This window comes from Bacillus sp. FSL K6-1560 (genome assembly GCF_038592935.1).
GTDB classification, from domain to species: domain Bacteria; phylum Bacillota; class Bacilli; order Bacillales; family Bacillaceae; genus Bacillus; species Bacillus subtilis.
On the sequence record NZ_CP151946.1, the window covers coordinates 4,164,181 to 4,191,133 of the forward strand.

Below are 26,953 nucleotides of genomic sequence, written 5' to 3' on the forward strand. Positions count from 1 at the left end.
GCGTATTCTACCTCCAATTATGTATAGGGAAAAGCACCCCAACTGCAAGGTGCTTTTCCTTTTTTTATAGTTTCTTGCCGGCCGTCCAGCCGCCGTCTATGACAAAGTTTGAACCTGTAATAAAGTGCGCCTCATCAGAAGCCAAATACTTCATACAGGAAACGATATCACTCGGCTGCCCCCACGTATGAAGGGCATGGTTATCCTTGATCAGCTGAACCATTTCATCGTCTTGAAAATACTCTTCCGTTAATTCTGTTTGGATCACGCCCGGTGAAATGCTATTCACCCTGATCCCCTTTGATCCGAATTCCATAGCGAGCTGCTTCGTCATTCCGATGACCGCATGCTTGGAAGACACATAGGCAGCCCGCGCAGGCTCTGCCATCAGCCCGGACACAGAGGCGATGTTGATTATACAGCCTTGTTTCCCCAGCTTTGACCACAGCCTTGCCGCGTCCCGAGAAAGAATAAAGGCGGCCGTGAGGTTAATGTCTATGACCTTTTTGAATGATTCTGCCGATAATTCAAGAACAGGGGTGATTTCCCTTATCCCTGCTGCATTGATTAAGATGTCCGGAATCAATTGGCTTTGTTCAAGCTTTGGCATCAAAGATTCCGCCTGCCGGACATCAGACAAGTCTGCTTTATCCATGTAAAAGTCACTGTTTACTATAAATTCTGACATTTTATTCGTTTGAATATCCACTCCAACGACTCGAAAGCCTTCTGTTAGAAATTGCTTTACCGCCGCAAAGCCGATTCCGCTATTTGCCCCAGTTATCATTATATTCTTTTTCTTCATCATTTTACATTCTGCCTTTTTTCATTTTGGTAATTTGTAATAATCTGAATATTATTATTTGACAATATATTACAAATAATTTAGCATTGCACTACATCCTCTATTTTCCACATTTTCTATCATACAGGAAATTACTAAAAAAATCATCTACTTTTTAAGGAGAGATTCATATGGTTCAAGTTTCAAACGTACAAAAAGAGTTGACATCCGATATTTCTAAATATGCTTCTTTTTTAAAGGAAAACGGCTATTCGTATATCCCAGCAGATTTCTATCAGCAGAAAACAACGGACGCTGCAGTCCGCGAACTACAGCTTACATATGATGATTTGAAAGCTGATCCTAAAGGAGGCGGCCGTTACAGAGCGCATTCCCGCTACATTTTGGCTCCTCACTCCGACACTCTTGAATTAGATCCGGATAATGGATATTTCCAATCAAAAGAATATAATTATGATGATGGCGGTATCGTCAGACAATTTGAAAAAATATCAGATGAGTTTCTACAGCATCCTGTAACGCGGCACATGATACATTCAAATGTAGAAATGGCTCGCCAAACCGATTTTGTAGATTGGGAGAAAGAAGTGATCGTCGGGCTTCACCAAGTCAGATATCAAGTGACACCTGACGCGCCTTCATACAGCTCACCCATTTGGCTGCATCGTGACGATGAACCGCTTGTTTTCGTCCATCTATTTCAGCTGAGCGAAGATGCTATCGGAGGAGATAACTTAATTGCTCCGTCTGTTAAGCAAATTGATAAAGTGCTGCGGCTGACAGACCCGCTTGAGACACTTGCTCTCGGGCAAAAGGTCTTTCATGCGGTTACACCGGTCGGCACTGCCAATGCAGATGGCGCGCATCGAGATATATTATTAGTTACATTTTCTAATAGATAAAAAAAAGCGCCCTTGGGCGCTTTTTTTACAAATCTATCGAACAATCAAAACCGGGCATGTTGATAATTGAGACACTTTATGGCTGACGCTTCCAAGCATCATTTCTTTCAGGCCGCTGATGCCACGGCTGCCGACTACGATCAGGCTGACGCCTTTCTCTTTTGCGTGATTTAGTATCTCATGCGCCGGCTCGCCATTCGCGTAAATGGTTTCAGCTTGAACGCCTTTTTCGGCTGCTTTTTCTTTTGCATTTTCAAGGATTTTCAGGCCCTCTTTTTTAACCTCGTTCCTGATTTCATCAATAAAGTGTTCAGGCACATAGACAATTCCCGTCAGAGAAGAAGTCGTGACGACGGCTTCTCTCCCCACATGAAGAATGCTTAGTTCCGCTTGCTGCTCTTTTGCCAAATGCACTGCGGCATCAAGCGCTTTTGCACTCATGTCTGATCCGTCAATCGCTACTAACATTTTGTTAAACATGCTCTTCCCGCCTTTCGGACTGTGGGTGGTTCATCTTTCTCTTTTATTGTCCGTCTGCATTTCGTTATTGTCAATTGAAGTGCATGAGTTTTCAAAAATTTGTCAGAGACTCTCTCCGTTTGTGGCGATAACCTGCTGATACCAGTTGAAGCTTTTTTTCTTGATGCGGTTAAATGTTCCATTTCCTTCATTGTCCCTGTCCACATAAATGAAACCGTAGCGTTTTTTCATTTCCGCAGTAGATGCGCTGACAAGGTCAATTGGCCCCCATGATGTGTATCCGATTAATTCAACGCCGTCCGCAATGGCTTCGCGCGCTTCAAATAAATGATCACGCAGATAGTTGATTCTGTAATCGTCCTGAATCGTGCCGTCCTCTTCAACCTTGTCTACAGCGCCAAGGCCGTTTTCAACGATGAACAGCGGCTTCTGATAACGGTCGTATAAGGTGTTGAGCGTGATGCGCAAGCCTTTTGGATCAATTTGCCAGCCCCATTCTGATGATTTGAGGTAAGGGTTTTTGACTCCGCCCAGCAGGTTGCCCCCTGATTTTGCAAGCTCTTCCGGATCTGTGCTCGCCGCCATCGACATGTAGTAGCTGAATCCAATATAATCCACAGTATGTTCTTTCAAGAGCTCTTCATCGCCTTCAGCCATTTCAATTTCAATATTGTTTTCTGCCAGATAGCGTTTCATATATCCCGGGTATGCGCCTCTTGCCTGAACATCTGAGAAGAAAAGTGTTTTGCGCTCATTCTCCATTGCCGCGAAGACATCCTCCGGCTTAGAAGTCATCGGATAGGTTGTCGTTGCCGCTATCATACAGCCGATTTTCGAATCAGGAATGATGTCGTGACCCGCTTTGACAGCAAGAGCACTGGCCACAAATTGGTGGTGTGCCGCCTGGTACATCGCGTTTAATTTGTTTTCTCCTTCTTCAAAAACAAGACCGCCTCCGGTAAATGGCGCATGGAGCACTACGTTAATTTCATTAAACGTCATCCAATACTTCACTTTGTGTTGATAGCGTTTGAAAACCGTTTTGGCATAGCGTTCATAAAACTCTATGACTTTGCGATTCTTCCAGCCGCCATAATTTTTCACTAAACCGAGCGGCATTTCATAATGAGAGATGGTTACGACAGGCTCAATATGATGCTTTAACAGCTCATCAAACAGATCATCATAAAATCTGAGACCGTCTTCATTGGGCTCCTCTTCATCGCCATTCGGAAAAATTCTCGTCCACGCAATCGATGTGCGGAACGCCTTAAATCCCATTTCTGCAAATAAGGCGATATCCTCTTTATAACGATGATAAAAGTCAATCCCGTTGTGATACAGATTCAAGGAAGTCATTGATTCATCAAATGGAGACATGATCCCGTTCGGCGATACGTCAGCTGTCGAAAGCCCCTTACCACCCTCGTTATAAGCACCCTCCACTTGGTTGGCAGCAACTGCGCCGCCCCATAAAAATCCTTCTGGAAATTGTTTTGCATTTGAACTCATATTGATCACCCCATCAGTTTTTTAAGATAAAGCAAGCAGCGCTTCTTTTGGCTGCACTTTACCGATCTCTTTCACCGGCGAAAACGAATATTGGTCTGTGTTGGTCACAATCACCGGGGTAATGACGTCATATCCCGCGGCTTTGATTTGCTCCAGATCAAAGGACACGAGCGGATCTCCCGGTGCGACCTTGTCGCCTTCTTTGACGTGAGCCGTGAACCATTGTCCCTCCAGCTTTACCGTGTCCAATCCAATGTGTATGAGTATTTCAGCTCCCTGATCACTCGTAATGCCAATTGCGTGTTTTGTTTTAAAAACGGTGGTAACGCTTCCACGAACAGGCGACACAACTTCTCCTTCTTCAGGCTCAATGGCAAATCCTTTTCCCATGATCCCGGCAGAAAACACTCCGTCTTTGACTTCACTTAAGGCTTTCACTTCTCCCTTAATCGGGCTGTGAATGATCTCTCTGCTGCCCTCATGCACTGCCGGCTGCTGGCTGCCGTCAGAAGACACATCCTCGAATCCAAGCAAATACGCAGCTGCTGTTCCCGCCGCAAACGCAATCACAAGGCCGATCATCGCGTAAATAAACGTTGGGCCGATAAAGACAGGGATGCTCGGGAGACCTGCATTCCCCCCGACGATATAGGAAGCAACACCCGTCATGCCGTAAAACGCGCCACCGGCTGCACCGCCAATCAAAGCGGCCGCAAACGGCTTTTTCAATCGCATATTCACGCCGTACATCGCAGGTTCTGTAATCCCCATCAGCGCCGTGATGCTTGTGGTAAGCGCAAGTGATTTAAATTTTTTGTTTCTGGAGCGAAGGAAGACGGCAAATGATGCTCCCGCCTGCCCCATATTCGCCAAAAACATAGCCGGCAGTAAATAATCGTGGCCGTTTTGAGCGATGTTGTTGATCATGATCGGCACAAAGGCATAGTGCATGCCCGTCATAATGATTAAAGAGAATGTACCCGCCAGCAAAATCATCGCCACAAGCCCTGCATGATCAAACAAATAATTGACCCCAGAAGACAAGTATTCTCCTAAAATAGCGCCAAGCGGACCGACTGTAATCAATGTCAGCGGCACGACAATCAATAGCGTGAATGTCGGAACCACAATCAATTTGAGAGATGCGTGTGTAAAACGGTCAATCCATTTTTCTACGTACGAAGCAATCCAAATCGCCAGCAAAATCGGGATGACCGTTGACGAATAAGTGGCAGCGGTTACAGGAAGCCCGATAAAGGAAATCGGTTTCCCCGCACCGAGCAGGGCTGTCAAATCCGGATGCAGGATCGCCGCCGCAATGGCAGCCGCGACGTACGGGTTGCTTCCGAATGTTCTCGCCGCACTCATCGCTAGCAGGAGCGGCAGGAAGTAGAACGCGCCGTCACCGACAGCCGTCAAAATGACATGAACCTGGCTCTTCTCCGCCATCCAGCCAAACGTAACTGCCAGCGCAACAAGCCCTTTGATGATCCCCGCTCCCGCAATCGCAGGCAGAATCGGGGTAAACACACCAGAAATCACATCAAAGACCGCACTCAGCACATTCTTTTTCTGAGAGGATGAACCAGCGCTCTTTTCATCACTGAGATTGCTGTGCCGCACAATCGCCTGATACACCTTCGGCACATCGTTTCCGATAATGATTTGAAACTGCTCGCCGCTGATATTGGTGCCCATCACTCCAGGCAACTGCTCCAGCTGACTGCGATCCGCCTTCGCGTTGTCATGAAGATTAAAACGCAGCCTCGTCATGCAGTGGATCACGCGCTGAACGTTGTCTTCACCGCCTACGAGTTGTAATATGTCCTTCGATAATTTATCATAATCCATGTGTATACCTCCTTTTTATGGGGGACTGCTGGATGAAAGGTGGCCGCCTTTCACCAGCTTTTTTTCTATCAAATGCTGCATCACCTCCTAAAAGAGAATAAAAAAAACCTAAATGACACAGATTGCGAGAGTCTCCTCCTGCACCTGCACCATTTAGGTTTTGCCTGCTTTCGCAGTAACAATCCTGACGGGTCGCTGTATTTGTTTGTAGGTATGCTTTAGCACTAGATTCTCGGGATGTCAACGCTTTCATTTTTGGTGTTGACTAAGGTGATTGCTCAATAAGGACTATTTTTTATAACGGTAAGCCATTTTGTATATTTTGTTTTTTCCTTACTAAAAAATCTTGAAATTGCATAATCTATTTATATTTTTTTCATAGGAATGTAAATGCGAGTTACACCCGTTATTAAAAGGATGATAATGAATAAAACCCGCCATATCTTCAGGGTAATTCATATCTGCATAAACTTCCGCAAGCTTGCTCAAAAGTTCAATTCCATGATCACTATACTTTGATTTTACTTCAAGAAGAATAACATATCTCCATTTTCTTTTTTCAATAGCATAGAAACTATTTTCTTCAACTCGTAATATATTCAAAATGGCTTCTTCAATATCATCCTTGTCTCCCCAAGCCAGTTCTAGAATTTCTTCTTGTTGTACACCGGGATGGTTCATCAAATATTCAACAGCATAATTCATTACTTCAATTTTGTTTATCCACCCTTGCTTCAACCCAACGTAAAGAGTTTTCCAATCGTCATTTACATGATGTACTTTGAAAGTATTTAAAGCGATTTTTAATTTCTAACATCCTTGCTTTCATATATGTCATTAAACAAAAATAATTCCAAGTTGCTTTTTAAATATAACCTTTACCTTTGGTTCGTTATGAATATATATAAATAGATCAGAATTACATCTCTTTAATTGAGTAACATTTATAAACTTAGATTCAAAAACAAGCAACTCATTGAAGGTGAGACTTAGATTGCACTCCAAAGCGTATACATCCATTGTCAGAATCAGTTTAAAGCCTTTCATATCTTGGATAGAGTACATGAATATTTCTGCAAGGGGATCACTCACCACGCTTATTGGCTCACTTTCAAATAGTTCTAATAAATCATATTCATTGTAAGTAGTGAACATTTTTAAACTGCCCCTTAACTTTTTATTTGTTGTTGCTAGAAAAAGATGATAATTGTCAAAAACCTTGAAAGGTTCACCCTTCAAGGTTTTTCTTTTATTATTATTTTAATGCCTGTTCTAATATGTTGATTTCATTATCTCCTACATCGTTTATAATGACACCACAAATATTGTCATCACAATCCAAACAAAATAATACGTGATTATTTTCTATAAGAGATTCTATCTCATGAGCTGAAAATTGAATATAAACTGTCTTATCTGTTATATATACGTTTAATATTCCTTTTTCATCGATATACGTTTCATTCTGTTGTCGGTCTACGCTAAGAACAGGAACTCCTTTTATTGGTTCAATGTTTTCAATATTCCATTCTTTAGATTTATAAACACTTTCACACAGATTTAATGTAATAGAACGAATTTCTCCTGTTTTTTGTGCAAATCCTATTTCGATTAATGATTTTTTAAAATCTCCGGTTCTCCAGTATACCGTTTTATCTTCTGATATATCCTAATTTCCAAATTTTATATTAATTGGTGTATAGACATCAAATTCTACTTTCATAGGCTTTTTATCTCTACATTCTAATGTTTTTAACATAATTTCAAATGACCTTCTAATAATAGTTTCAAACCCTATTCCCGGATGACTTTCTTGAATAGATTTTTTTCAACCCAATGGCTCTTAGACTGTACGTTCACGTATTAGAAACTTATTGATATCCGTCTAAATCATTTAATTTTTTTATAAGTATTCTTTTCCTAAATATATAAATACCTAAAGGGAACAAAAAGAAAAATACACCATATGAAAAACCAGCAATTACATATAACTCTATATCGTTAACTTGATTGGTATTTGCTAACCATATTGTCGTGATAGTTAGAACTATTCCTGCTAGGGGCAAAACAATCTGAATGATTAATAATGATTCATTTATTTTTCTCAATAAAAATTTCTCATCTATCTTCTTCACTCTCTACAATCACCTTATGTATTTCTTCAGCTATTATTTATGGCAGTGTCAATCAAGGTTTCCTTCATAATTTTTTCTGATTATGTCCAAGAACAAAGCCTTCTCATAAAAAAATTTAAGTTTCCATTTTTATAATCATTTTACTTTTTATATTTAAACAGCCTCCCTTAAAAATTCTATACTTATCCTGTCAACCTTCATCTCAACATTTTTCCCAATTAAATAAGGATATTCAGAAAAATACTCATCTTCATCAGTAAGAACGATTCCAGCATCAATTGAATCCTCTTGCAAAATTCCCCTAATATAATATTGATATCCTAAACCAATTTGTTCTAATTCTTTTGTTTTTTCTATACTTTCACGAATAACTAACTCATCCAAAATCGTAAAACCAACTAACACAGGATATTTTTTCCCTACTTCAATTTCATAAGGACAGACAGAAGAAAAACCTGTAAATTCTATCCCTTCTATTTCGAGAATCACTTCCTCTTCTATATGTGAATCAAGCCCTTTAACAAATGCATTATATATCATAGGAGAACCTCTTTGTTTTTTATTATATTGAATACAGCTTAACACCTTGAAAGGGGGTGTTGCCAATCAAGGTTTTATTATTGCTAAGACTCAAAAGCCGTTTTTTCTGGAAATACAACCTCTTCTCTTTCTAAACAAACTGCTAATCTTTGTACAGCTAGATCAAAATAAAATGTTGACGGGAGATCTTTATCAGGAATTTCTTCTAACTCTGAAAACTTCCTAATTATTTTATTTAATTTCATTTTGCCCATAGTATTTTCATGAGGCCCCAATTTGTAAACCACAGTTTCATTATCTTCATATTCTTTTAGTAATAAAATGTATACCGCCACTGTTTATTCCTCAATTAGTAAAATTCAATTCACTCCACTTTTCTTTTATCCAACCTATTCTTTCATCAGCTTCTTCTGCTGATAGAACGCCTCTTTTGTTTTTGTACTTAATACTTTCTTTTGCCCAGATTAAAATGATCTTGGTATATTCCACCGTCTCTATTGTGCATATACAATCTCCTTCATCTTCATCTGCGAAAATATCTTCAATCACTGTTTTATGTTTATCAGAACTAATTAAATTTAAATTCCCGCCACTTTCGAATATTGGTAATTCCCCAGACAATACTTTTAATAATTGATCAATTTCTTCCTTTATGCTATCGAAATCACTAAATATATCAGATCCTAACGAATTACTAATAAGGTAACCATTTTTAAGTATTTTCTCTTTTTCCAAATCCAAAATGACTTCATCATAATCATCTATATATTCAATTGCATATTTATATTTGAGCAATATACTATCTCCGTTATTTCTTATTCACCGGTAGATGGTGTGAATTAACACAAGCAATATAATGAGTATTTCCCAAACATAATAGGTGCTGTGTTTCCAACCTAAAAGAACCTTGAAAGGTTTTAACCAATTTCAAGGTCCCAATTTAAAATTTGTTAATTTAATTATCGCTTTTCCACACTCTTTGACCATCAGTTAATAAAACTGTACTTGGTGGATCATCATAGAGAGAGATTTCAACCAATGAACTTTTTTCTTGTCTCAACCAATTATATACATTGCCTTCATTCTGAATCGGTTTGGATAATATTTTATTTACTTTAAATGCAGCTGCATCATATTCTGTATAATTATTATCATCTTCGTCCAATCCATTGTCTGTTTCAAAAACAGTATCTAGTTTTCCAATAATCCTTAACCCACTTGTCCATTCTAGTATCAAGTCATTATTTTCATATTTTATTAAAGTTTCAATTAAAGAATCATAGCCCATACGATCCCTCTTTTCTTATTTTTATGGCCTAGATGGTACTATATGCGCTCCGTCTTTTCCATAATGTATTAATCCTTTAGTAGTCTCAACATATTCACCAGTATTACGATCATAATATTTTCCTATTGGTTTTCCAAAGTCTACTCTTTCCCTGCCATTTTTTAAGAAATCGCCTTTTCCTGCAAACTTATCAAGCAATTCCTGTGCTGTTTTATTATCACCATAGAAAACACTCTTGTTTTTACCATTTGCTATTTCTTGTTTGTAATTTGGCGTATTAGGAATATGTTTCTCTTGAGCACCTGGCTTTACTTTAACTGGGAATCCATGTACTTCTCTGTAAGGTCCTTTAGGTACTGACTTCTTTCCATAAGAAGGTACACCATTACCCGTATCCTTAGCAACGTTTTTAACTTCCGAAGCCTTCTTAGCCTTTTTCCCATCATTAATAAGTTTATTAATATCTATTAACTTTTCTAACTTAGCTATTTTGGCAAATGGTACTGAGTTTATGGAGGCAACAACACGGTCTTTCCCAGTGACTTTTTCGCCTGATACCGGATCTCTGCCCGTGGCTGCCTTAAAAAGATCATACACGCCGGTAAGTTCTACAGCTGTCTCTAAAATTTTCACATATCCATTCTCATCCACTTTAATGTCCGAAAGCGAGACGACAGGTTCAAGCTTCATGTCATTACCAGATATGTATACATTGTAAAGTGTATCATTATAAACGACTTGCTTAACCTCTGCATTTGAGAAATCAGTTTTTATATGTTCTCTATGTTCACTCGTATTATACACTTTACCATTGATAACGATGATATTTTTACTTACCTTTTTAGAATGACCCGTTTTGACAACTGAATCCACTTTAGACTTTTCATTCTCGGCTAATTTCTTCAACATCATCTCCATCGGAGAATCATCCGCCTGCTTCATTTGCGGGTTAATGGCGCCGAAGGTTTGGTTGATGTTTTCTTCCTCCTGCGATTTCAAGATGGAGCCGCTTTTGTAGCCTGTGATTTCAATTTTCGGACCGGTGTACATGGTTTCAAGCTGGTCTATATATTTTTTCATCGTTTGAAAATCTGATTTTGCGGTTTCTAGTGCTTGGGTTTGCTGGCCGTCAAATTGAAAGAGCTTATTCAGGGTGTCCGAAATCAGTCGCTCAGCCTGTTCTGTTTCCATCCGAAAAAAGGAATCATTGACTGTCGGCAGGCTGACGATGTGATCAATGGCTGATGTCTGGCGATTCACTGCGTCTGTGAGCTGCTCTGTCACTTCTCGTGCATGCTTGACCCCGTGTCTTGCATCGTGTGAGAGAAAAGCCTCTGCAATCATGCCATGGGAGTCAGATTCTACAGAGGAAATCGCATGCTGTGTTTGTTTCAGCACTTTTTTGTATTCGTCGATAAACATGCCAAAGAAAAGGAGAAAAGGCTTGTGGCACTCCTCGTAAAAGGTCCGGATGGCATCTCCGCCTTTTCCTTTCAGCGCATCCTTCATGCCTGCCAGATGCTCAACGCTTTTTTCCAGCTTCTCCAGCTGTTGTTTTTGCTTGTCCAGTTTCTCAATCGTATGCTGAATGCCCTCGTGAAGAGCGTGGACATCTAATGTTTTCAATCCCTTGTCCTCCCGTGCTTTATTTCATGGAAGATGATATGTTTTCGTCCGTTTCCTTCATGGCGTTTACCGCGCTTTCCGTTTGTGCGATATGCTTGGCCAGAACAGACGCATATGCTTCAGTGAGCTCTTTGATGTCCTTATTTAATTGCTCGATGGACTTCACAACATTCAAATGGTTTCTGCCTGAGAGATGGCCGGGTAAGGAGGACTTGAGTTCAGCTGAATTCTTGAGCTGAGAAAGCCCTTTCTTCACTGTGCCATACACCATTTTAATTTCCTGTGCCATTTGTGCTCACCTCACTTTTTATGTTTTTCCTTCTCTATTTCATGCTCTATCCTCGTAATTTGGCGTCTTATGGAATAGACATCGCCCTCTAATGAGTGGATTTTTCCTTCTATGCTTTCGATGATTCCGCTGACTTGATCGCTTTTGATTTGCTGATATGCTTTGTTCATTCCTTCACGAATATCTTCAAACCGCTGAGCATGTGTTCCTCTCCATGCCTCCCGGTTAAGATGAGGCCGGTGAATGAGATGCTGGGCCTCGGAGAATTCGTGTTTGATTTGCCTGATTTCGTGCAGCACTCGTTTTAATTGATGGATCTGTTCCTGCTTTTCATGTAAGTCGGCTTTGACCGAATGTAACAACATTTCACTATGCATGCCGCAACACCTCGTGTTTCTATCAAACTGTGTAAATTCTTTACAATACAGACTATTTTCATATTACATGATGGGTCATATTGGATAAATAGGTAAAAAGGATTGTCTTGAGGAGCTTTATCCCGGTTCTAAATAGCTAAAAATTCAATTTCATAACTTTGTAAGAGGGAGAATCATCATGATGGGGACTTTTCGTTTAGGTCTTGAACCCCGCTATCACTTCTGTTTTTTCTCTCGCTCAACCATTTCTTATAGTCAATAAAGCTCATAAAAAAGCGCCTTCTCTAGAAGGCGCCTTCTCCATCTTATTTAGATCCCCATACAGCCTCACCGCTGCCATTTAACACACTAAACGTCATCACGTTCTTCTCTCTCACCGAATCCCACTGGCGTAAAAATACCCCGTTATACTTCTTGCCCGCTAACGTGATGTCGGCTGTATTTTTTCCGGTTTTCTTCCATGTTCCGGTCATTTCCCCGGAAATGGTGTAGTTTTTGTTGAGCTTGATGTTGATGGTTTTTTTGATGTCGGCTGAGATGTCTTTTCCGTGCTGGATGAGTTTGTATGTTCCTGTGATGTCTTTTTGTTTTACTTCTTTCAGTGTTTCACCTGCGTAACGATATGGCGCTGCTACCGGCCAGCCGTCTTTGTTCATGAACAATTGGTGGACTCTGACTTCGTGTTCTTCACCCCTGCCCGGGAAGCGGGTGTGGAAGATTAAATAGGAACGCCCGGTTTTTTCGTCATAGTATGCGGAGTTGTGGCCTGGTGAAACGTACCCGGTGCCTTTTTCATTTTCTGTTTCAAAAGTGTAGCTGCCCATGAGTTTGACGCCGTATGGTTCGATGGAACGGTCGTCGAAGAATGTGCCTTCTTTGCCGCGGACATCAAGCATTGGATTGCCTTCTGCATCATAATAAGGGCCGTCTGGTTTCTTGGAGCGGGCCACACGGATGTTATAGCCGCCTGTTGCATCAAGACCGCCATATGATAGGTATAAGTAGTAGTATTGGGTGTCTGGATTGTAGAGAACATACGGGCCTTCGATTCTGCTATGGTTGCCGCCAAGCAGTTTTTTCCCGTATCCCTGTCCAGGAAGCGGGAAGCCCGTTTTCGGATTCATTTCAAGTATGAAAATGCCGCCTGAGTATGATCCATACACCATCCACAGCTTGCCGTCTTTATCAAAGAAGGTATGCGGGTCGACGACATTCGGATGTTTTGTTGCGTCATACGGTGTTCCATCGTTGCTTGTGCCTTCCATTCCTGATTTCAAAAAGATGCCTTTGTTTTTGTATGGCCCTTCGATGTTGTCAGCGACGGCAACACCCATGGCGGATCTTGGTGAGTCGCCGCGGCAGGCGTTGTAGTACATGTAGTATTTGCCGTCCGCCAGCTGCGTGACGTCAGCCGCCCAAAGAGTATCCGATTGGGCCCATTCGAAGGTTTCTTTTAATTCTTCATAGACATTCGGAATAAGTGGGTTGTCATTGCTTACGCTGTTGGTCAGCTGCTGCCATTGCATAAGGTCATTTGTTTTTGCTGAAGCGAGATGAGATCCAAAAACATAAAAGGTGCCGTTTGTTTCAATGATGGAAGGGTCATGGACGCTGACTTCTTTAAATACAGGTTTTTGTGCATAGACGGAGTTTGGTAGGGTGAAGGTCATGATAAGAGCTGCAAGAAAACATACACGGAACAATCGGTTGAACATCTAAACAATTCGCCTCTCTTTTTTATTAAATTTTAAACGCTTACATTTCCCTATGAAGATACCCCGGCCTATTAAAACAGCCGAATGTTTTCATATTCAAACAGATAGGTGATTTCTCACTGTTCTCTTCCATAGTCAGACTGATGTCTGGCTGTTTTGCGCAGAACTGCTGCTTGCATATCCTCTCCTTCATAGTTCAACTCTTTTGCTGTTTCTCCTTCTTTCATCACTCTGTTTTTCATTCGCGTACATGTAATAACTGCTTTGTCAGGTTTTGCATCGACTGTGATACAGCCATTTCGTTGTCGGCGGTTTTTAAGATGATGCCTGATTGCCCGTCAACACCGGAGTCATTCGGCTGGCTCTTTATAAAACGCCTTACGAAAAATGCGACTTTGTAAACGCATATTGAGAGTTAGACAGCGGCGCTTGCCTCCTTGTCTGGATATCGTGTGCAATCGCTGAAAAAACCTGTTCTGCTTTCTGCGTCACGCTATTACAATAGCAATCTAACTTGTTAAAGACTGTAAAAAACCTTTTGACTTCTGCTGCTGAACCAATTAATATAATACTCAGTTAATAGTTATCAGAATTTTTAGGAATTGAGTGATTCATATGACACTGCATAAAGAGCGTCGGATCGGACGGCTGTCTGTTCTCCTGCTGCTGAATGAGGCTGAAGAGAGTACGCAGGTTGAGGAGCTGGAGCGAGACGGATGGAAGGTCTGTCTTGGCAAGGTAGGATCAATGGACGCGCATAAAGTAGTAGCCGCAATTGAAACCGCTTCCAAAAAGAGCGGTGTCATTCAATCTGAGGGTTATCGGGAGTCACATGCGCTTTATCATGCGACGATGGAGGCTTTGCATGGCGTGACCAGAGGTGAAATGCTGCTGGGATCGCTGCTTCGGACGGTGGGCTTGAGGTTTGCCGTTTTGAGGGGAAATCCTTATGAAAGTGAAGCGGAAGGCGATTGGATTGCTGTCTCGCTTTACGGAACAATCGGGGCGCCGATTAAAGGTCTTGAGCACGAGACATTCGGTGTTGGAATTAATCACATATGAAACAGCCCATAGATCTTAGACGATAGGGGGCTATGCGTGAAAACAGATGTTCACAGCATAGCTCCTTTTTGTATGGGCGCTTTACCAAAGTAAAGAAAAAGGAGTTGGGCTTATGGTGACTTTAGACGGTTCTTCATTGACAACAGCCGACGTCGCTCGTGTGCTGTTTGATTTTGAGGAGGCAGCGGCTTCCGAGGAAAGTATGGAGCGCGTGAAAAAAAGCAGAGCGGCAGTGGAACGGATTGTACGCGACGAAAAGACAATCTACGGCATCAACACCGGATTTGGCAAATTCAGCGATGTCCTGATTCAGAAAGAAGACTCGGCGGCGCTGCAGCTGAATTTAATCCTTTCTCATGCCTGCGGAGTCGGCGACCCTTTTCCTGAGTGCGTTTCTAGGGCAATGCTGCTTTTGCGTGCCAATGCGCTGTTAAAAGGCTTTTCCGGTGTACGCGCTGAGCTGATCGAACAGTTGCTTGCTTTTTTAAATAAACGCGTCCATCCTGTCATCCCCCAGCAGGGATCACTTGGCGCAAGCGGAGATCTGGCGCCGCTTTCCCACCTGGCGCTTGCGCTGATCGGACAAGGAGAGGTCTTTTTTGAGGGGGAAAGAATGCCGGCAATGACAGGCTTGAAAAAAGCAGGTATTCAACCGGTAACGCTGACATCCAAGGAAGGGCTTGCCTTGATTAACGGGACTCAGGCCATGACTGCAATGGGGGTGGTCGCCTACATTGAAGCTGAGAAACTAGCCTATCAAACAGAACGCATTGCCAGCTTAACGATTGAGGGGTTGCGGGGAATTATCGATGCATTTGACGAGGATATTCACTCAGCCCGCGGCTATCAGGAGCAGATCGATGTCGCAGAACGAATTCGCTTTTATCTATCTGACAGCGGCCTGACAACTTCCCAGGGAGAACTGCGGGTCCAGGATGCCTATTCATTGCGCTGTATTCCGCAAGTACACGGTGCGACTTGGCAGACACTAGGCTATGTCAAAGAGAAATTAGAGATTGAAATGAACGCAGCTACAGACAATCCTCTCATTTTCAATGACGGTGACAAAGTGATTTCCGGCGGAAACTTTCACGGACAGCCGATCGCCTTTGCCATGGATTTTCTGAAAATCGCAATATCAGAGCTTGCGAATGTCGCAGAGCGCCGGATCGAACGACTTGTGAATCCGCAGCTGAATGACCTGCCGCCGTTCCTGAGCCCTCATCCCGGTCTGCAATCCGGTGCAATGATCATGCAGTACGCCGCGGCCTCACTCGTTTCTGAAAATAAAACACTGGCCCATCCGGCAAGTGTGGATTCCATTCCGTCATCCGCCAACCAAGAGGACCATGTCAGCATGGGAACCATCGCCGCTCGGCATGCTTATCAGGTGATCGCAAATACAAGGAGAGTCATTGCGATCGAAGCCATTTGCGCATTGCAGGCTGTTGAATACAGAGGCATAGAACATGCTGCGTCCTATACGAAACAGCTTTTTCAAGAAATGAGAAAAGTCGTGCCGTCCATTCAGCAGGACCGTGTTTTTTCCTATGACATTGAACGCTTGACTGACTGGCTGAAGAAGGAATCTTTAATACCTGATCATCAGAATAAAGAACTAAGGGGGATGAACATATGACTGATGTAAAAAAATCAATCCGTGCCAACAGAGGAACAGAGCTTGAATGCTTAGGATGGGAGCAAGAGGCAGTGCTTCGGATGCTTCGAAACAACCTTGATCCAGAAGTCGCCGAGAAGCCGGAGGACCTCATCGTATATGGCGGGATTGGCAAAGCCGCACGAGATTGGGACGCTTTTCACGCCATTGAGCATTCCTTGAAAACACTAAAAAATGATGAAACATTGCTCGTGCAATCCGGAAAGCCCGTTGGCATGTTCCGTACACACCCGCAGGCCCCGCGCGTGCTCTTAGCAAATTCTGTTCTTGTTCCGAAGTGGGCAGACTGGGAGCATTTCCACGAACTTGAGAAAAAAGGGTTGATGATGTACGGACAGATGACGGCTGGCAGCTGGATTTACATTGGCTCACAAGGCATATTGCAAGGAACCTATGAAACCTTCGCTGAGCTGGCGCAACAGCACTTCGGGGGCAGCTTAAAAGGAACGTTGACGCTGACAGCGGGTCTCGGCGGAATGGGAGGCGCCCAGCCGCTGTCAGTCACGATGAATGAAGGCGTCGTGATTGCCGTCGAGGTTGACGAGAAACGCATCGACAAGCGGATCGAAACAAAATACTGCGATCGAAAAACAGCATCGATTGAGGAAGCCTTAGCTTGGGCTGAAGAGGCAAAGCGGGCAGGAAAACCTTTGTCCATTGCACTTCTCGGAAACGCAGCTGAGGTGCATCACACACTTTTGAACCGAGGCGTCAAAATTGATATTGTGACAGATCAGACATCTGCCCATGACCCTTTAATCGGTTATGTTCCCGAGGGCTATTCCCTTGATGAAGCTGACCGTTTGCGTCAAGACACTCCAGAGCTTTACGTGCGCCTTGCGAAGCAAAGCATGAAAAAACATGTCGAAGCCATGCTGGCCTTTCAGCAAAAGGGCTCTATTGTATTTGACTACGGCAACAATATCCGGCAAGTCGCAAAGGATGAAGGGCTGGAGAATGCCTTCGATTTTCCGGGGTTTGTCCCTGCCTACATCCGCCCCTTATTCTGTGAAGGAAAAGGGCCGTTCCGTTGGGCGGCGCTTTCCGGAGATCCGGCAGATATTTACCGTACGGATGCGTTATTAAAAGAGCTGTTCCCGACAAATAAAGCCCTTCACCGCTGGATTGATATGGCACAGGAAAAAGTCACCTTCCAAGGCTTGCCGTCCCGTATCTGCTGGCTTGGATATGGAGAACGAAAAAAGATGGGCCTCGCCATTAACGAGCTGGTTAGAACCGGGGAGCTAAAAGCGCCTGTCGTTATTGGGAGAGATCATTTGGACTGCGGGTCTGTCGCCTCTCCAAACCGGGAAACAGAAGCGATGAAGGATGGAAGTGACGCTGTCGGTGATTGGGCTGTGCTAAATGCGCTTGTCAACACGGCGGCGGGTGCAAGCTGGGTTTCCTTCCACCATGGCGGCGGCGTCGGAATGGGCTATTCCCTTCATGCCGGCATGGTCGCAGTGGCCGATGGAAGTGAGCTGGCTGACGAGCGGCTCGCGCGGGTCTTAACGAGCGACCCAGGAATGGGCATTATCCGTCATGCGGATGCGGGTTATGAACGTGCCGTTGAAGTAGCGAAGGAACAGGACATTATCGTGCCGATGCAAAAATAAAGGAGTGATGACATGCCAAAGCAAATTGATACGATTCTCATCAACATCGGTCAGCTTTTGACGATGGAAAGCAGCGGCCCGCGGGCAGGCAAAAGCATGCAGGATCTTCATGTGATCGAAGACGCTGTTGTCGGCATCCATGAACAGAAAATTGTGTTCGCCGGACAAAAAGGGGCTGAAGCCGGTTACGAGGCAGATGAAATCATTGACTGTTCGGGACGCCTTGTAACGCCTGGCCTCGTTGATCCGCACACCCATCTTGTATTTGGCGGATCTCGTGAAAAGGAGATGAACCTTAAGCTTCAGGGCATTTCATATTTGGATATTCTGGCGCAGGGCGGCGGGATTCTGTCTACAGTCAAGGATACCAGGGCGGCTTCAGAAGAAGAGCTGCTGCAAAAAGCCCATTTTCATCTGCAAAGAATGCTGTCCTACGGCACAACCACAGCAGAAGTGAAAAGTGGCTACGGCTTGGAAAAAGAGACAGAGCTCAAACAGTTGCGTGTCGCAAAGAAACTGCATGAAAGCCAGCCTGTTGACCTTGTTTCCACATTTATGGGAGCCCATGCGATTCCTCCCGAATATCAAAACGATCCAGATGAATTTCTGGATCAAATGCTTTCCCTTTTGCCGGAAATCAAAGAGCAGGAGCTCGCCAGCTTTGCTGATATTTTTACAGAAACAGGCGTTTTTACAGTCAGCCAATCCCGCCGTTATTTACAAAAAGCAGCTGAGGCAGGCTTCGGATTAAAAATACACGCAGATGAAATCGATCCGCTTGGAGGCGCTGAATTAGCAGGTGAGCTAAAGGCCTTCTCAGCCGACCATTTGGTAGGTGCATCGGACGAAGGCATAAAGAAATTGGCTGAGGCAGGAACGATCGCCGTCCTCTTGCCGGGCACGACATTTTATCTTGGCAAAAGCACATACGCCAGGGCTAGAGCTATGATTGATGAAGGTGTATGTGTCAGCTTGGCAACGGATTTTAATCCTGGCAGCTCGCCGACTGAAAATATCCAGCTGATCATGTCGATTGCCGCGCTTCATCTGAAAATGACTGCAGAAGAAATTTGGCATGCGGTCACAGTCAATGCCGCATATGCCATAGGGAAAGGAGAAGAAGCCGGTCAGCTCAAAGTCGGCCGCTCAGCTGATCTAGTCATTTGGCAAGCCTCGAACTATATGTATATTCCGTATCACTACGGGGTCAATCATGTACATCAAGTCATGAAAAACGGAACAATTGTTGTCAACAGGGAGGGAGCCATTCTTGGATAAGTACCCTTTTCTCAAAGAGGCCGGATCTTCGTTTAAAGACCGGGATGTCACAAAAATGAGCGACCTGATCGCAACATGGGACGGTCAGGACATTAAGGGACCGGCGTTGATAGGTGTCCCCCTATCAAAATCCTCCATCAGTCATTCAGGCGCTTCCTTTGCACCCGGAACAATACGCCAGGCTCTGAAACATTCATCAGCCTATTCTGCTGAGCTTGGAGAGCACGTCGTATCAGAGCTTCTATATGATCTGGGGGATATCGATATTCATGTCACTGATATCGCAAAGTCACATCATCACATTTTCCAAACCATGCACGCTTTGCTTTCGGACCATCCGGATTGGGTGCCGCTCATTCTCGGGGGAGATAACTCTATCAGCTACTCCACCATAAAAGCGATAGCACAAACAAAAGGAACGACAGCGGTGATTCAATTTGATGCCCATCACGATGTTCGCAATACGGAGGACGGGGGGCCGACAAACGGCACCCCCTTCCGCCGCCTTTTGGATGAAGAGATCATTGAAGGTCAACATTTGATCCAGCTGGGTATCAGAGAATTCAGCAACAGCCAGGCCTATGAAGCATATGCAAAAAAACATAACGTGAACATTCACACGATGGACATGATCCGGGAAAAAGGGCTCATCTCCACGATAAAAGAGGTTTTGCCAGCCGTTCAAAATAGAACAGATTTCATTTTTATTTCTGTTGACATGGATGTCTTAGACCAGTCCCATGCACCCGGCTGTCCAGCGATTGGCCCGGGCGGCCTCTATACAGACGAATTGCTTGAAGCAGTTAAGTACATCGCACAACAGCCCAATGTTGCCGGGATTGAAATTGTTGAAGTCGACCCTACCCTCGATTTTCGAGATATGACAAGCAGAGCTGCAGCTCATGTTCTGTTACACGCATTAAAAGGAATGAAACTCTCCACATTCAAGTGATCTTCTGGCAGGTTGTATTTTGGGTATAAGAAACTCATCTGCCTTAGGAATGGCAGCTAAAAGGAGGGCGAGACAGTGAATCTTCAGGAGAACAGCAGCCAACAGCTAAAACGCACAATGAAAAGCAGGCACCTATTTATGATCTCATTGGGAGGCGTCATAGGCACAGGACTTTTCCTCAGTACGGGCTATACGCTACATCAAGCCGGACCCGGCGGTACGATACTCGCTTATGTAATCGGCGGGTTGATGATGTACCTCGTCATGCAATGTCTCGGCGAATTGTCGGTTGCAATGCCGGTAACCGGCTCTTTTCAAAAATATGCTACAACATTTATCGGTCCATCTACCGGTTTTATGGTCGGCATCATGTACTGGATCAATTGGGTGGTGACGGTAGGCTCTGAGTTTACCGCATCCGGTATTCTCATGCAGCGCTGGTTCCCTGACAGCAGTGTATGGATGTGGAGTGCGATTTTTGCAGCCCTTCTTTTTATATGCAACGCATTTTCAGTTAAGTTATTTGCGGAAACTGAATTTTGGTTTTCCAGCGTAAAGATTGTCACCATTATTTTATTTATCATTTTAGGAGGAGCCGCCATGTTTGGCCTGATCTCTTTAAACGGAACGGCGGATGCTCCTATGTTGTCAAACTTCACGGACCATGGCGGATTGTTTCCGAATGGCTTTCTCGCCGTTTTTATCGCAATGATATCTGTGAGTTTTGCCTTTTCTGGTACAGAGTTAATCGGCGTTACAGCAGGAGAATCAGCAAATCCTCAAAAGGATATTCCGCGATCCATCCGTAATGTCGCATGGAGAACCGTGATTTTTTTCATTGGCGCTGTCTTCATATTATCCGGGTTGATTTCGTGGAAGGACGCAGGCGTGATTGAAAGCCCGTTTGTAGCCGTATTTGCGGAGATCGGAATCCCTTACGCTGCTGATATTATGAATTTCGTGATATTAACAGCCTTGCTGTCTGTCGCCAACTCAGGCTTATATGCTTCGACCCGTATGATGTGGTCGTTAGCAAATGAAAACATGATCAGCTCCCGTTTTAAGAAAGTCACATCTAAAGGCATTCCTTTAAATGCCTTAATGATCAGTATGGCTGTATCTTGTTTATCTCTCGTTTCCAGTATCGTGGCCCCTGGAACTGTCTATGTGGTGATGGTCGCAATTGCTGGATTTGCAGGAGTCGTGGTCTGGATGAGCATTGCCTTGTCCCAACTCTTGTTTCGAAAGAGATTTCTGAAAAAAGGGGGGAATGTAAAAGATCTGACATTTCGCACGCCGCTTTATCCTCTTATGCCTATAGCCGCTCTCTTATTATGTTCTGCTTCTTGTATCGGTCTTGCTTTTGATCCCAATCAAAGAATCGCACTTTTCTGCGGAGTTCCTTGTATCATCCTTTGCTATCTCATCTACCATTTCAAAAGAAATGTTACAAAAGCGAAAAAAATCAGCCAAGAGGAATATCCAGCCGATCACATCCTATAATTAAAAAAGCACACCCCGCTCAGCATGGGATGTGCTTTATTTTTTATTCTGTAATTAACGTATGAATCAGCTTCGGCACCTTCGCTTCCGCTGCGATGCGGATGTTGTCATAGACTTTTGCGATGACTTCATCGACGTTTTCTCGGTTGGCGTAAAGCGTTACGAGCGGTTCCCCTTTTTCTACTTTGTCGCCGACCTTTTTGCGGAGCATGATGCCGACGGCTAAATCGATTTCGTCTTCTTTTGTGGCGCGGCCGGCACCTAACAGCATCGCCGCGACGCCGATTTCGTCCGCGACGATTTCAGAGACGACACCCGCTTCTTTGGCAGGCACATCAATTTGATATGCGGCTTGCGGAAGCTTAGACGGATCGTCAACAATTGAGCTGTCGCCGCCTTGGTTTTTCAGGAAATCCTTGAATTTCTCAAGCGCTTTGCCGTTTTTCATGACTTCTTCCAGCTTCGCTCTTGCTTCGTCCAATGTATCGGCTTTTTTCGCAAGCACAACCATCTGGCTGCCGAGCGTTAAGACAAGCTCATGAAGATCCTCAGGTCCCTCGCCTTTGAGTGTGTCGATCGCTTCTTTGACTTCAAGCGCATTTCCGATCGCAAAGCCGAGCGGCTGGGACATGTCTGAAATGACAGCCATTGTTTGACGGCCGACGTTATTTCCGATCCGTACCATCGCTTTGGCAAGTTCAGCAGCGTCTTCTTCTGTTTTCATGAAGGCGCCCGCTCCCGTTTTTACGTCAAGCACGATGGCGTCCGCCCCGGCAGCGATTTTTTTGCTCATAATCGAGCTTGCAATGAGCGGAATGGAATTGACCGTTCCCGTTACATCACGAAGCGCGTACAGTTTTTTATCAGCCGGCGTTAAATTGCCGCTTTGGCCGATGACCGCAACCTTGTCGCGGTTCACAAGTTTAATAAATTCATCCTTCGTCAGTTCCACGTGGAAGCCGTCGATTGCCTCTAACTTATCAATCGTGCCGCCCGTATGGCCGAGGCCGCGGCCGGACATTTTGGCAACCGGTACGTCAAGAGCCGCAACAAGCGGAGCGAGAACGAGTGTTGTCGTGTCGCCGACGCCGCCGGTGGAGTGTTTATCCACTTTAATTCCTTCAATGGCAGAAAGATCAATCGTTTCACCGGAGTTCACCATAGCCATCGTCAAGTCCGCGCGTTCACGGTCACTCATATCCTGGAAGAAAATCGCCATAGCAAGCGCGCTTGCCTGATAATCAGGAATGCTTCCGTCTGTGTAGCCGTTCACGAAAAATTGAATTTCTTCAGTGGTGAGTTCTTTTCCGTTTTGTTTTTTGATGATGATATCTACCATTCTCATGTTTGGTCACCGATCCTTTTCGATTAAGTTCAGTAAATCAAGCCCACAATTGCTGCTGATAAAAAGCTGACAAGCGTAGCACCGTATAATAATTTCAAGCCGAAACGAGCGACGACATTTCCTTGCTTTTCATTCAGTCCTTTTACGGCACCGGCAATGATTCCGATTGAGGAGAAGTTCGCAAAGGACACAAGGAATACCGATACGATCGCTGTTGTACGGCCGCTGAAATGGAAACCGTTTTGCGTAAGCGACGTCATGGCGACAAATTCATTCGATACCATTTTTGTTGCCATAATGCTTCCCGCATTAACAGCTTCATTCCATGGGATACCCACAAGAAAAGCGAATGGAGCAAACACATATCCAAGAATGCCTTGGAACGAAATACCGAATACTGCATTAAAAATGCCATTGATCAAGGCAATAATCGCGACAAATCCAATCAGCATCGCAGCGACGACAACCGCTACTTTGAAACCGTCAAGGATGTATTCTCCGAGCACTTCGAAGAAGGATTGTTTTTCCTCTTCCTCAACACGAAGCATATCCTCTTCTTTTGCAACCTCGTACGGATTAATAATAGAAGCAATTATGAAACCGCCAAATAAGTTCAAAACCAGCGCTGTTACAACATATTCCGGTTTCAGCATGGTCATATACGCGCCGACAATCGACATTGACACAGTTGACATCGCAGATGCGCAAAGCGTGTACAAGCGCTGCTGATTTAAAAGACCGAGTTCTTTCTTCAAGGAGATAAATACTTCTGACTGCCCTAAAATCGCAGAAGCCACTGCGTTATACGATTCCAATCTTCCCATACCGTTTACCTTGCTGAGGGCAAGGCCGATATATCTAATGATAAACGGGAGGACTTTCCACTTTTGCAGAATCCCGATCAGAGCGGAAATAAACACGATTGGCAAGAGAACATTCATAAAGAATGTCGTTTGGTCCGCATTCACCAAGCCGCCAAACACAAAGTTAATTCCCTCAGCCGCGTATTCAAGCAGATAACCGAATCCTTTTGCAAATCCTCCCACGAGGAAATTCCCTATTCCGGTATTGAGGAGAATGTAGCCAAGAATAAATTGCAAAATGAGCATAACAACAATTGGGCGGATCTTAATTCTTTTTTTGCCGCTGCTCGCGATCCACGCGAGGCCTAAAAACACGATTAAACCGATAATCCCAATCAAATACTTCATATGTGTTTCTCCTTTATTTGTATTCGCTTACAATTACTGTTTCCTCAGAAAACGGAAAGCAGTCTGCCTTCCGTCAGCTCTTAATAGTTGTCTCCGCCTGATGCATTTTCTCCTTTTACGATAGAAACGCCTGCGCTGGCGCCAATTCGGCTTGCTCCGGCCTCTACCATTGTGTCTACATCTTCTTTCGTTCTGATTCCGCCAGATGCTTTCACGCCGATATCAGGTCCTACTGTTTTGCGCATTAAGGCGATATCTTCCTTCGTTGCGCCGCCTGTAGAAAAGCCTGTTGATGTTTTTACGAAATCCGCTCCCGCAGACACCGCTAAACGGCATGCACGTTCTTTTTCTTCATCAGTCAGAAGGCACGTTTCGATAATGACTTTGACAAGCGCTTTTCCGGCTGCAGCTTCCACTACACCGCGGATATCAGCTTCCACCACATCGTCTTCCTTGTCTTTTAAAGCGGCAATATTAATGACCATATCCACTTCAGTGGCGCCTTTTGAAATGGCGTCTTTTGTCTCGAACGCTTTTGTTTCAGTTGTATTGGCACCGAGCGGGAAGCCGATGACCGTACAAACGTCGACTCCAGTTCCCTTAAGCTCTTTTGCAGCAAGCTCCACCCATGTCGGATTGACACATACTGAAGCAAATTTGTATGTTTTCGCTTCTTCAATTAGTTTTAGAATGTCCGCTTTTTGTGTATGCGGTTTCAAAGCTGTATGATCAATTATGTTGGCTAATGACATCCTTCGCACACTTCCTTTTTTGTTAAGATATTTTTTAGCATAACCGACTTTTGAACATATGTAAATTGGTAATTGAAATTTTGTTCAATGAAAGGTTTGAACGTGTCACAAATCATTAACAAGCGCCCTCGCGGTATGCTGGTCAATGATTAAAACGTTGGCATATTTTCCGGTTAATGCTCCGTGAATGGAAGATACTTTTCTGCTTCCGCCGGCAACTAAAATGGAGCGTTCCTTCAGTCTAAGGTCTTGAAGCTCAACACCGATGGTCCGGTCATTGATGGCGCTGCTGCAAATATTCCCTTTCGCATCAAAAAAGCGTGAACAAATATCCCCCACGGCCTGTTTTTTCAGCAGGGCTTTCTCTTCTTCGTTAAAATATCCGAGTCGGAACAACAGCGCTTCATCACGGACAGTCCCCACCGTGAAGAGAGCGATATTCGCCTGCTTTCCCATCTCGATGATCCGCTCAATATGACGGTCTTTCTCCACCATTCGCTTCACATCCGCATTATCAAACACGACGGGAAGCGGGAGATAGCGCGGCATCGTTTGAAAAGCCTCTGCAAACAGCTGAATCGTTTCAGCCGAATACGTGTTTACCCGGGAATGGCTGATGCCGCCTTTTAGCTGGACGACCTCGACGCCTTTTACCTGCTTCGGCTGCATGTTTTGCGCGATTTGATACATGGTGGTTCCCCAGCTGACGCCGACAATGTCGCCGTCTTTTACCGTTTCATGCATATATTCTGCACCATAGCGGCTTAGGTCATGTGTAATTCCTGCATAATCGGGTGTCGGGGAAAACACAACATGCGCCTCAAGGAGCCCGTATTTCTCTTCAAGTATGGAACCGAGCGCATCCAAATCCTCAAAAGGGTCCATGACGCGAATCTGGACATACCCTTTTTCCTTTGCATATTGCAGCAGCCGGGAAACGGTTGGCCTTGAAATGTTGAGCTGCTCAGCAATTTGCTGCTGACTGTAGTCAGACTGATAGTAAAGCCTTGCCGCTTCTATGCTTAATTGTTGTTTTTCCCGATCCATTCTGCACCTCCCTGTGGATCAGTCCTGATAAAACTGCTTTTGATTTGCTTTTATTATACAGGCTGGCGCCGACTTTCATCCACCTGATTTCTAAGAAACTGAAAAACGCTCTGGGCGCGGACCTGCCCAGAGCTTACTTCTCCCAGGTCATATGCTGATAAATGCCTTTCATAATGGCGTACATTCCATATAGGATCAGGCCTAATGCCAATATAGATAGAATCAATTTGCCATGCGGCTGCTGCGCGAGTTCGGCGAGCGCACCGTCAAAGCCTCTTGTGTCGTCAGGATCAGCGGTCATGGCTGTCTTGATGAGAAAATAGCCGATGGCTGAGAAAATAATGGCGCGGGCGATATTGCCTGCGCGCCCGGTGTTTTTCGTGATGCATATCATCTGTTTGTTCATTTTTGATGTATCGAATTCTTTCATAAAAGCAGCCCGAACGCCTTTCATAAATTGAACAATCGCAAATACGATAAAACCCGCACCCGTAAGCCCTGTGAGCCATTGGCCGAATGGCTGCGCCAATACATAAGCGGACCACGTCTGTTCTGAAGTGCCGCCGTCCCCTTGGCCAAACACAAATCGCAAGGCATTCCAAGCGATGGATGTATAAACGGCGGCACTGAAAAAGTTTCCTATTCTCCGTGACAGGCCTCGCCTGCTATTTCCGTGCCCCTCCGTGTCCTTGATCGCGCTTAACACCATCCAGATCACATAGCCGATAAGGCCAATACCTATTAAAAAAAGCAATAGTGACCCATACGGCATGCGTGATAGCGTTTGGAGAGCTCCGCTCGAATCTTTCGCGCGGCCTGCCCCGGCAGCCGTCATAAAGGCCAAAACCCCAAGCAGAATAAAAACGCCGCCGAATGCAAAATAACCAAGCCTCCCGAATCGTTTGATCCAAGGCTTGGTTTCCTGTTTTATTTTTGACATGTACCGGTCTTTCACCGCCATGTGTCCAACCCTCTTTCACAGAAATCTT

At 44.3% G+C, this 26,953-nt stretch carries 27 protein-coding genes and 1 pseudogene; 7 read left to right on the forward strand and 21 right to left on the reverse strand.

Translation table 11 applies throughout. From position 1 onward, the window contains the following. Positions 1 to 64 precede the first annotated feature (64 nt). Entirely contained in the window at positions 65 to 808 is a 744-nt protein-coding gene (locus NYE22_RS22105; protein WP_342412185.1) for an SDR family oxidoreductase, read from the reverse strand. Between the two features lie 167 nt (positions 809 to 975). On the opposite strand from NYE22_RS22105, the gene NYE22_RS22110 reads away from it, so the two are divergent. After that, entirely contained in the window at positions 976 to 1,707 is a 732-nt protein-coding gene (locus tag NYE22_RS22110) for a 2OG-Fe dioxygenase family protein (protein WP_103330309.1), read from the forward strand. A 33-nt stretch (positions 1,708 to 1,740) separates the two neighbouring features. On the opposite strand, the gene NYE22_RS22115 is transcribed toward NYE22_RS22110, so the two are convergent. The 15 genes and pseudogenes from NYE22_RS22115 to NYE22_RS22185 all read right to left on the reverse strand — a co-directional run bounded on the left by NYE22_RS22115 (position 1,741) and on the right by NYE22_RS22185 (position 13,818). Continuing rightward, the gene (locus NYE22_RS22115; protein WP_003227162.1) at positions 1,741 to 2,187 is read right to left on the reverse strand and encodes a universal stress protein; all 447 of its coding nucleotides are present in this window, start codon (positions 2,185 to 2,187) and stop codon (positions 1,741 to 1,743) included. Between the two features lie 102 nt (positions 2,188 to 2,289). After that, positions 2,290 to 3,699 (reverse strand): aryl-phospho-beta-d-glucosidase, encoded by a 1,410-nt coding sequence (gene bglH / locus NYE22_RS22120; RefSeq protein WP_342412186.1) that lies wholly within the window; start codon positions 3,697 to 3,699, stop codon positions 2,290 to 2,292. 21 nt (positions 3,700 to 3,720) lie between these two features. Continuing rightward, positions 3,721 to 5,550 carry a PTS beta-glucoside transporter subunit IIABC gene (bglP, locus tag NYE22_RS22125; protein WP_276354378.1) on the reverse strand — a complete coding sequence of 610 codons (1,830 nt, stop codon included), beginning with the start codon at positions 5,548 to 5,550 and terminating at the stop codon, positions 3,721 to 3,723. Positions 5,551 to 5,886: 336 nt separating this feature from the next. Beyond that, positions 5,887 to 6,351, reverse strand: a complete 465-nt coding sequence (locus NYE22_RS22130; protein WP_124072585.1) for a DUF2247 family protein — start codon at positions 6,349 to 6,351, stop codon at positions 5,887 to 5,889. Positions 6,352 to 6,387: 36 nt separating this feature from the next. After that, the gene (locus tag NYE22_RS22135) at positions 6,388 to 6,705 is read right to left on the reverse strand and encodes a hypothetical protein (RefSeq protein WP_276354381.1); all 318 of its coding nucleotides are present in this window, start codon (positions 6,703 to 6,705) and stop codon (positions 6,388 to 6,390) included. 716 nt (positions 6,706 to 7,421) lie between these two features. Beyond that, the gene (locus tag NYE22_RS22140) at positions 7,422 to 7,685 is read right to left on the reverse strand and encodes a hypothetical protein (RefSeq protein ID WP_014665973.1); all 264 of its coding nucleotides are present in this window, start codon (positions 7,683 to 7,685) and stop codon (positions 7,422 to 7,424) included. 153 nt (positions 7,686 to 7,838) lie between these two features. Continuing rightward, positions 7,839 to 8,225 (reverse strand): hypothetical protein, encoded by a 387-nt coding sequence (locus tag NYE22_RS22145; protein ID WP_163135990.1) that lies wholly within the window; start codon positions 8,223 to 8,225, stop codon positions 7,839 to 7,841. Between the two features lie 83 nt (positions 8,226 to 8,308). Next, complete coding sequence (locus NYE22_RS22150; RefSeq protein ID WP_163135992.1) at positions 8,309 to 8,560, reverse strand: hypothetical protein; 252 nt, start codon at positions 8,558 to 8,560, stop codon at positions 8,309 to 8,311. 10 nt (positions 8,561 to 8,570) lie between these two features. Continuing rightward, positions 8,571 to 9,020, reverse strand: coding sequence for a hypothetical protein (locus tag NYE22_RS22155; RefSeq protein ID WP_163135994.1), 450 nt, complete (start codon positions 9,018 to 9,020; stop codon positions 8,571 to 8,573). 160 nt (positions 9,021 to 9,180) lie between these two features. After that, on the reverse strand, positions 9,181 to 9,513 hold the full coding sequence (locus tag NYE22_RS22160) for a hypothetical protein (RefSeq protein ID WP_163135996.1): 333 nt from the start codon (positions 9,511 to 9,513) through the stop codon (positions 9,181 to 9,183). Between the two features lie 21 nt (positions 9,514 to 9,534). Beyond that, entirely contained in the window at positions 9,535 to 11,139 is a 1,605-nt protein-coding gene (locus tag NYE22_RS22165; RefSeq protein ID WP_342412187.1) for a T7SS effector LXG polymorphic toxin, read from the reverse strand. Positions 11,140 to 11,158: 19 nt separating this feature from the next. Continuing rightward, complete coding sequence (locus NYE22_RS22170) at positions 11,159 to 11,428, reverse strand: YwqI/YxiC family protein (protein ID WP_021481005.1); 270 nt, start codon at positions 11,426 to 11,428, stop codon at positions 11,159 to 11,161. A gap of 11 nt (positions 11,429 to 11,439) precedes the next feature. Next, positions 11,440 to 11,805: a DUF5082 family protein gene (locus NYE22_RS22175; RefSeq protein ID WP_003218945.1), complete on the reverse strand. Its 366-nt coding sequence runs from the start codon at positions 11,803 to 11,805 to the stop codon at positions 11,440 to 11,442. A gap of 305 nt (positions 11,806 to 12,110) precedes the next feature. Further along, complete coding sequence (gene abnB, locus NYE22_RS22180) at positions 12,111 to 13,520, reverse strand: arabinan endo-1,5-alpha-L-arabinosidase AbnB (protein WP_342412188.1); 1,410 nt, start codon at positions 13,518 to 13,520, stop codon at positions 12,111 to 12,113. 135 nt (positions 13,521 to 13,655) lie between these two features. Further along, positions 13,656 to 13,818, reverse strand: a pseudogene (locus tag NYE22_RS22185) (hypothetical protein). A gap of 317 nt (positions 13,819 to 14,135) precedes the next feature. Between NYE22_RS22185 and hutP the strand changes: the two are divergent. From hutP to NYE22_RS22215, 6 genes are all read left to right on the forward strand, one after another. After that, complete coding sequence (gene hutP, locus NYE22_RS22190) at positions 14,136 to 14,582, forward strand: hut operon transcriptional regulator HutP (protein ID WP_003243875.1); 447 nt, start codon at positions 14,136 to 14,138, stop codon at positions 14,580 to 14,582. A gap of 112 nt (positions 14,583 to 14,694) precedes the next feature. After that, positions 14,695 to 16,221: a histidine ammonia-lyase gene (hutH, locus tag NYE22_RS22195; protein ID WP_015714995.1), complete on the forward strand. Its 1,527-nt coding sequence runs from the start codon at positions 14,695 to 14,697 to the stop codon at positions 16,219 to 16,221. Further along, entirely contained in the window at positions 16,218 to 17,876 is a 1,659-nt protein-coding gene (gene hutU / locus NYE22_RS22200; protein WP_342412189.1) for a urocanate hydratase, read from the forward strand. Before hutH ends, hutU begins: the two co-directional genes overlap by 4 nt. Positions 17,877 to 17,888: 12 nt before the next feature. Beyond that, positions 17,889 to 19,154 (forward strand): imidazolonepropionase, encoded by a 1,266-nt coding sequence (gene hutI, locus NYE22_RS22205; protein ID WP_213419453.1) that lies wholly within the window; start codon positions 17,889 to 17,891, stop codon positions 19,152 to 19,154. Beyond that, complete coding sequence (gene hutG / locus NYE22_RS22210) at positions 19,147 to 20,106, forward strand: formimidoylglutamase (protein ID WP_342412190.1); 960 nt, start codon at positions 19,147 to 19,149, stop codon at positions 20,104 to 20,106. Before hutI ends, hutG begins: the two co-directional genes overlap by 8 nt. Before the next feature lie 75 nt (positions 20,107 to 20,181). Then, positions 20,182 to 21,609 (forward strand): amino acid permease, encoded by a 1,428-nt coding sequence (locus NYE22_RS22215; protein WP_032725050.1) that lies wholly within the window; start codon positions 20,182 to 20,184, stop codon positions 21,607 to 21,609. A 43-nt stretch (positions 21,610 to 21,652) separates the two neighbouring features. On the opposite strand, the gene NYE22_RS22220 is transcribed toward NYE22_RS22215, so the two are convergent. The 5 genes from NYE22_RS22220 to NYE22_RS22240 form a co-directional block, all read right to left on the reverse strand. Continuing rightward, positions 21,653 to 22,954 (reverse strand): pyrimidine-nucleoside phosphorylase, encoded by a 1,302-nt coding sequence (locus NYE22_RS22220; RefSeq protein WP_342412191.1) that lies wholly within the window; start codon positions 22,952 to 22,954, stop codon positions 21,653 to 21,655. A 29-nt stretch (positions 22,955 to 22,983) separates the two neighbouring features. Next, positions 22,984 to 24,165, reverse strand: coding sequence for a nucleoside permease NupC (gene nupC, locus NYE22_RS22225; protein ID WP_003244143.1), 1,182 nt, complete (start codon positions 24,163 to 24,165; stop codon positions 22,984 to 22,986). A gap of 80 nt (positions 24,166 to 24,245) precedes the next feature. Next, on the reverse strand, positions 24,246 to 24,917 hold the full coding sequence (gene deoC / locus NYE22_RS22230; RefSeq protein ID WP_014481389.1) for a deoxyribose-phosphate aldolase: 672 nt from the start codon (positions 24,915 to 24,917) through the stop codon (positions 24,246 to 24,248). A 105-nt stretch (positions 24,918 to 25,022) separates the two neighbouring features. Next, positions 25,023 to 25,964, reverse strand: coding sequence for a DNA-binding transcriptional repressor DeoR (gene deoR, locus NYE22_RS22235; protein ID WP_003227124.1), 942 nt, complete (start codon positions 25,962 to 25,964; stop codon positions 25,023 to 25,025). 133 nt (positions 25,965 to 26,097) lie between these two features. Beyond that, entirely contained in the window at positions 26,098 to 26,925 is an 828-nt protein-coding gene (locus NYE22_RS22240; RefSeq protein WP_015385093.1) for a DUF1206 domain-containing protein, read from the reverse strand. Between the last annotated feature and the right edge of the window lie 28 nt (positions 26,926 to 26,953).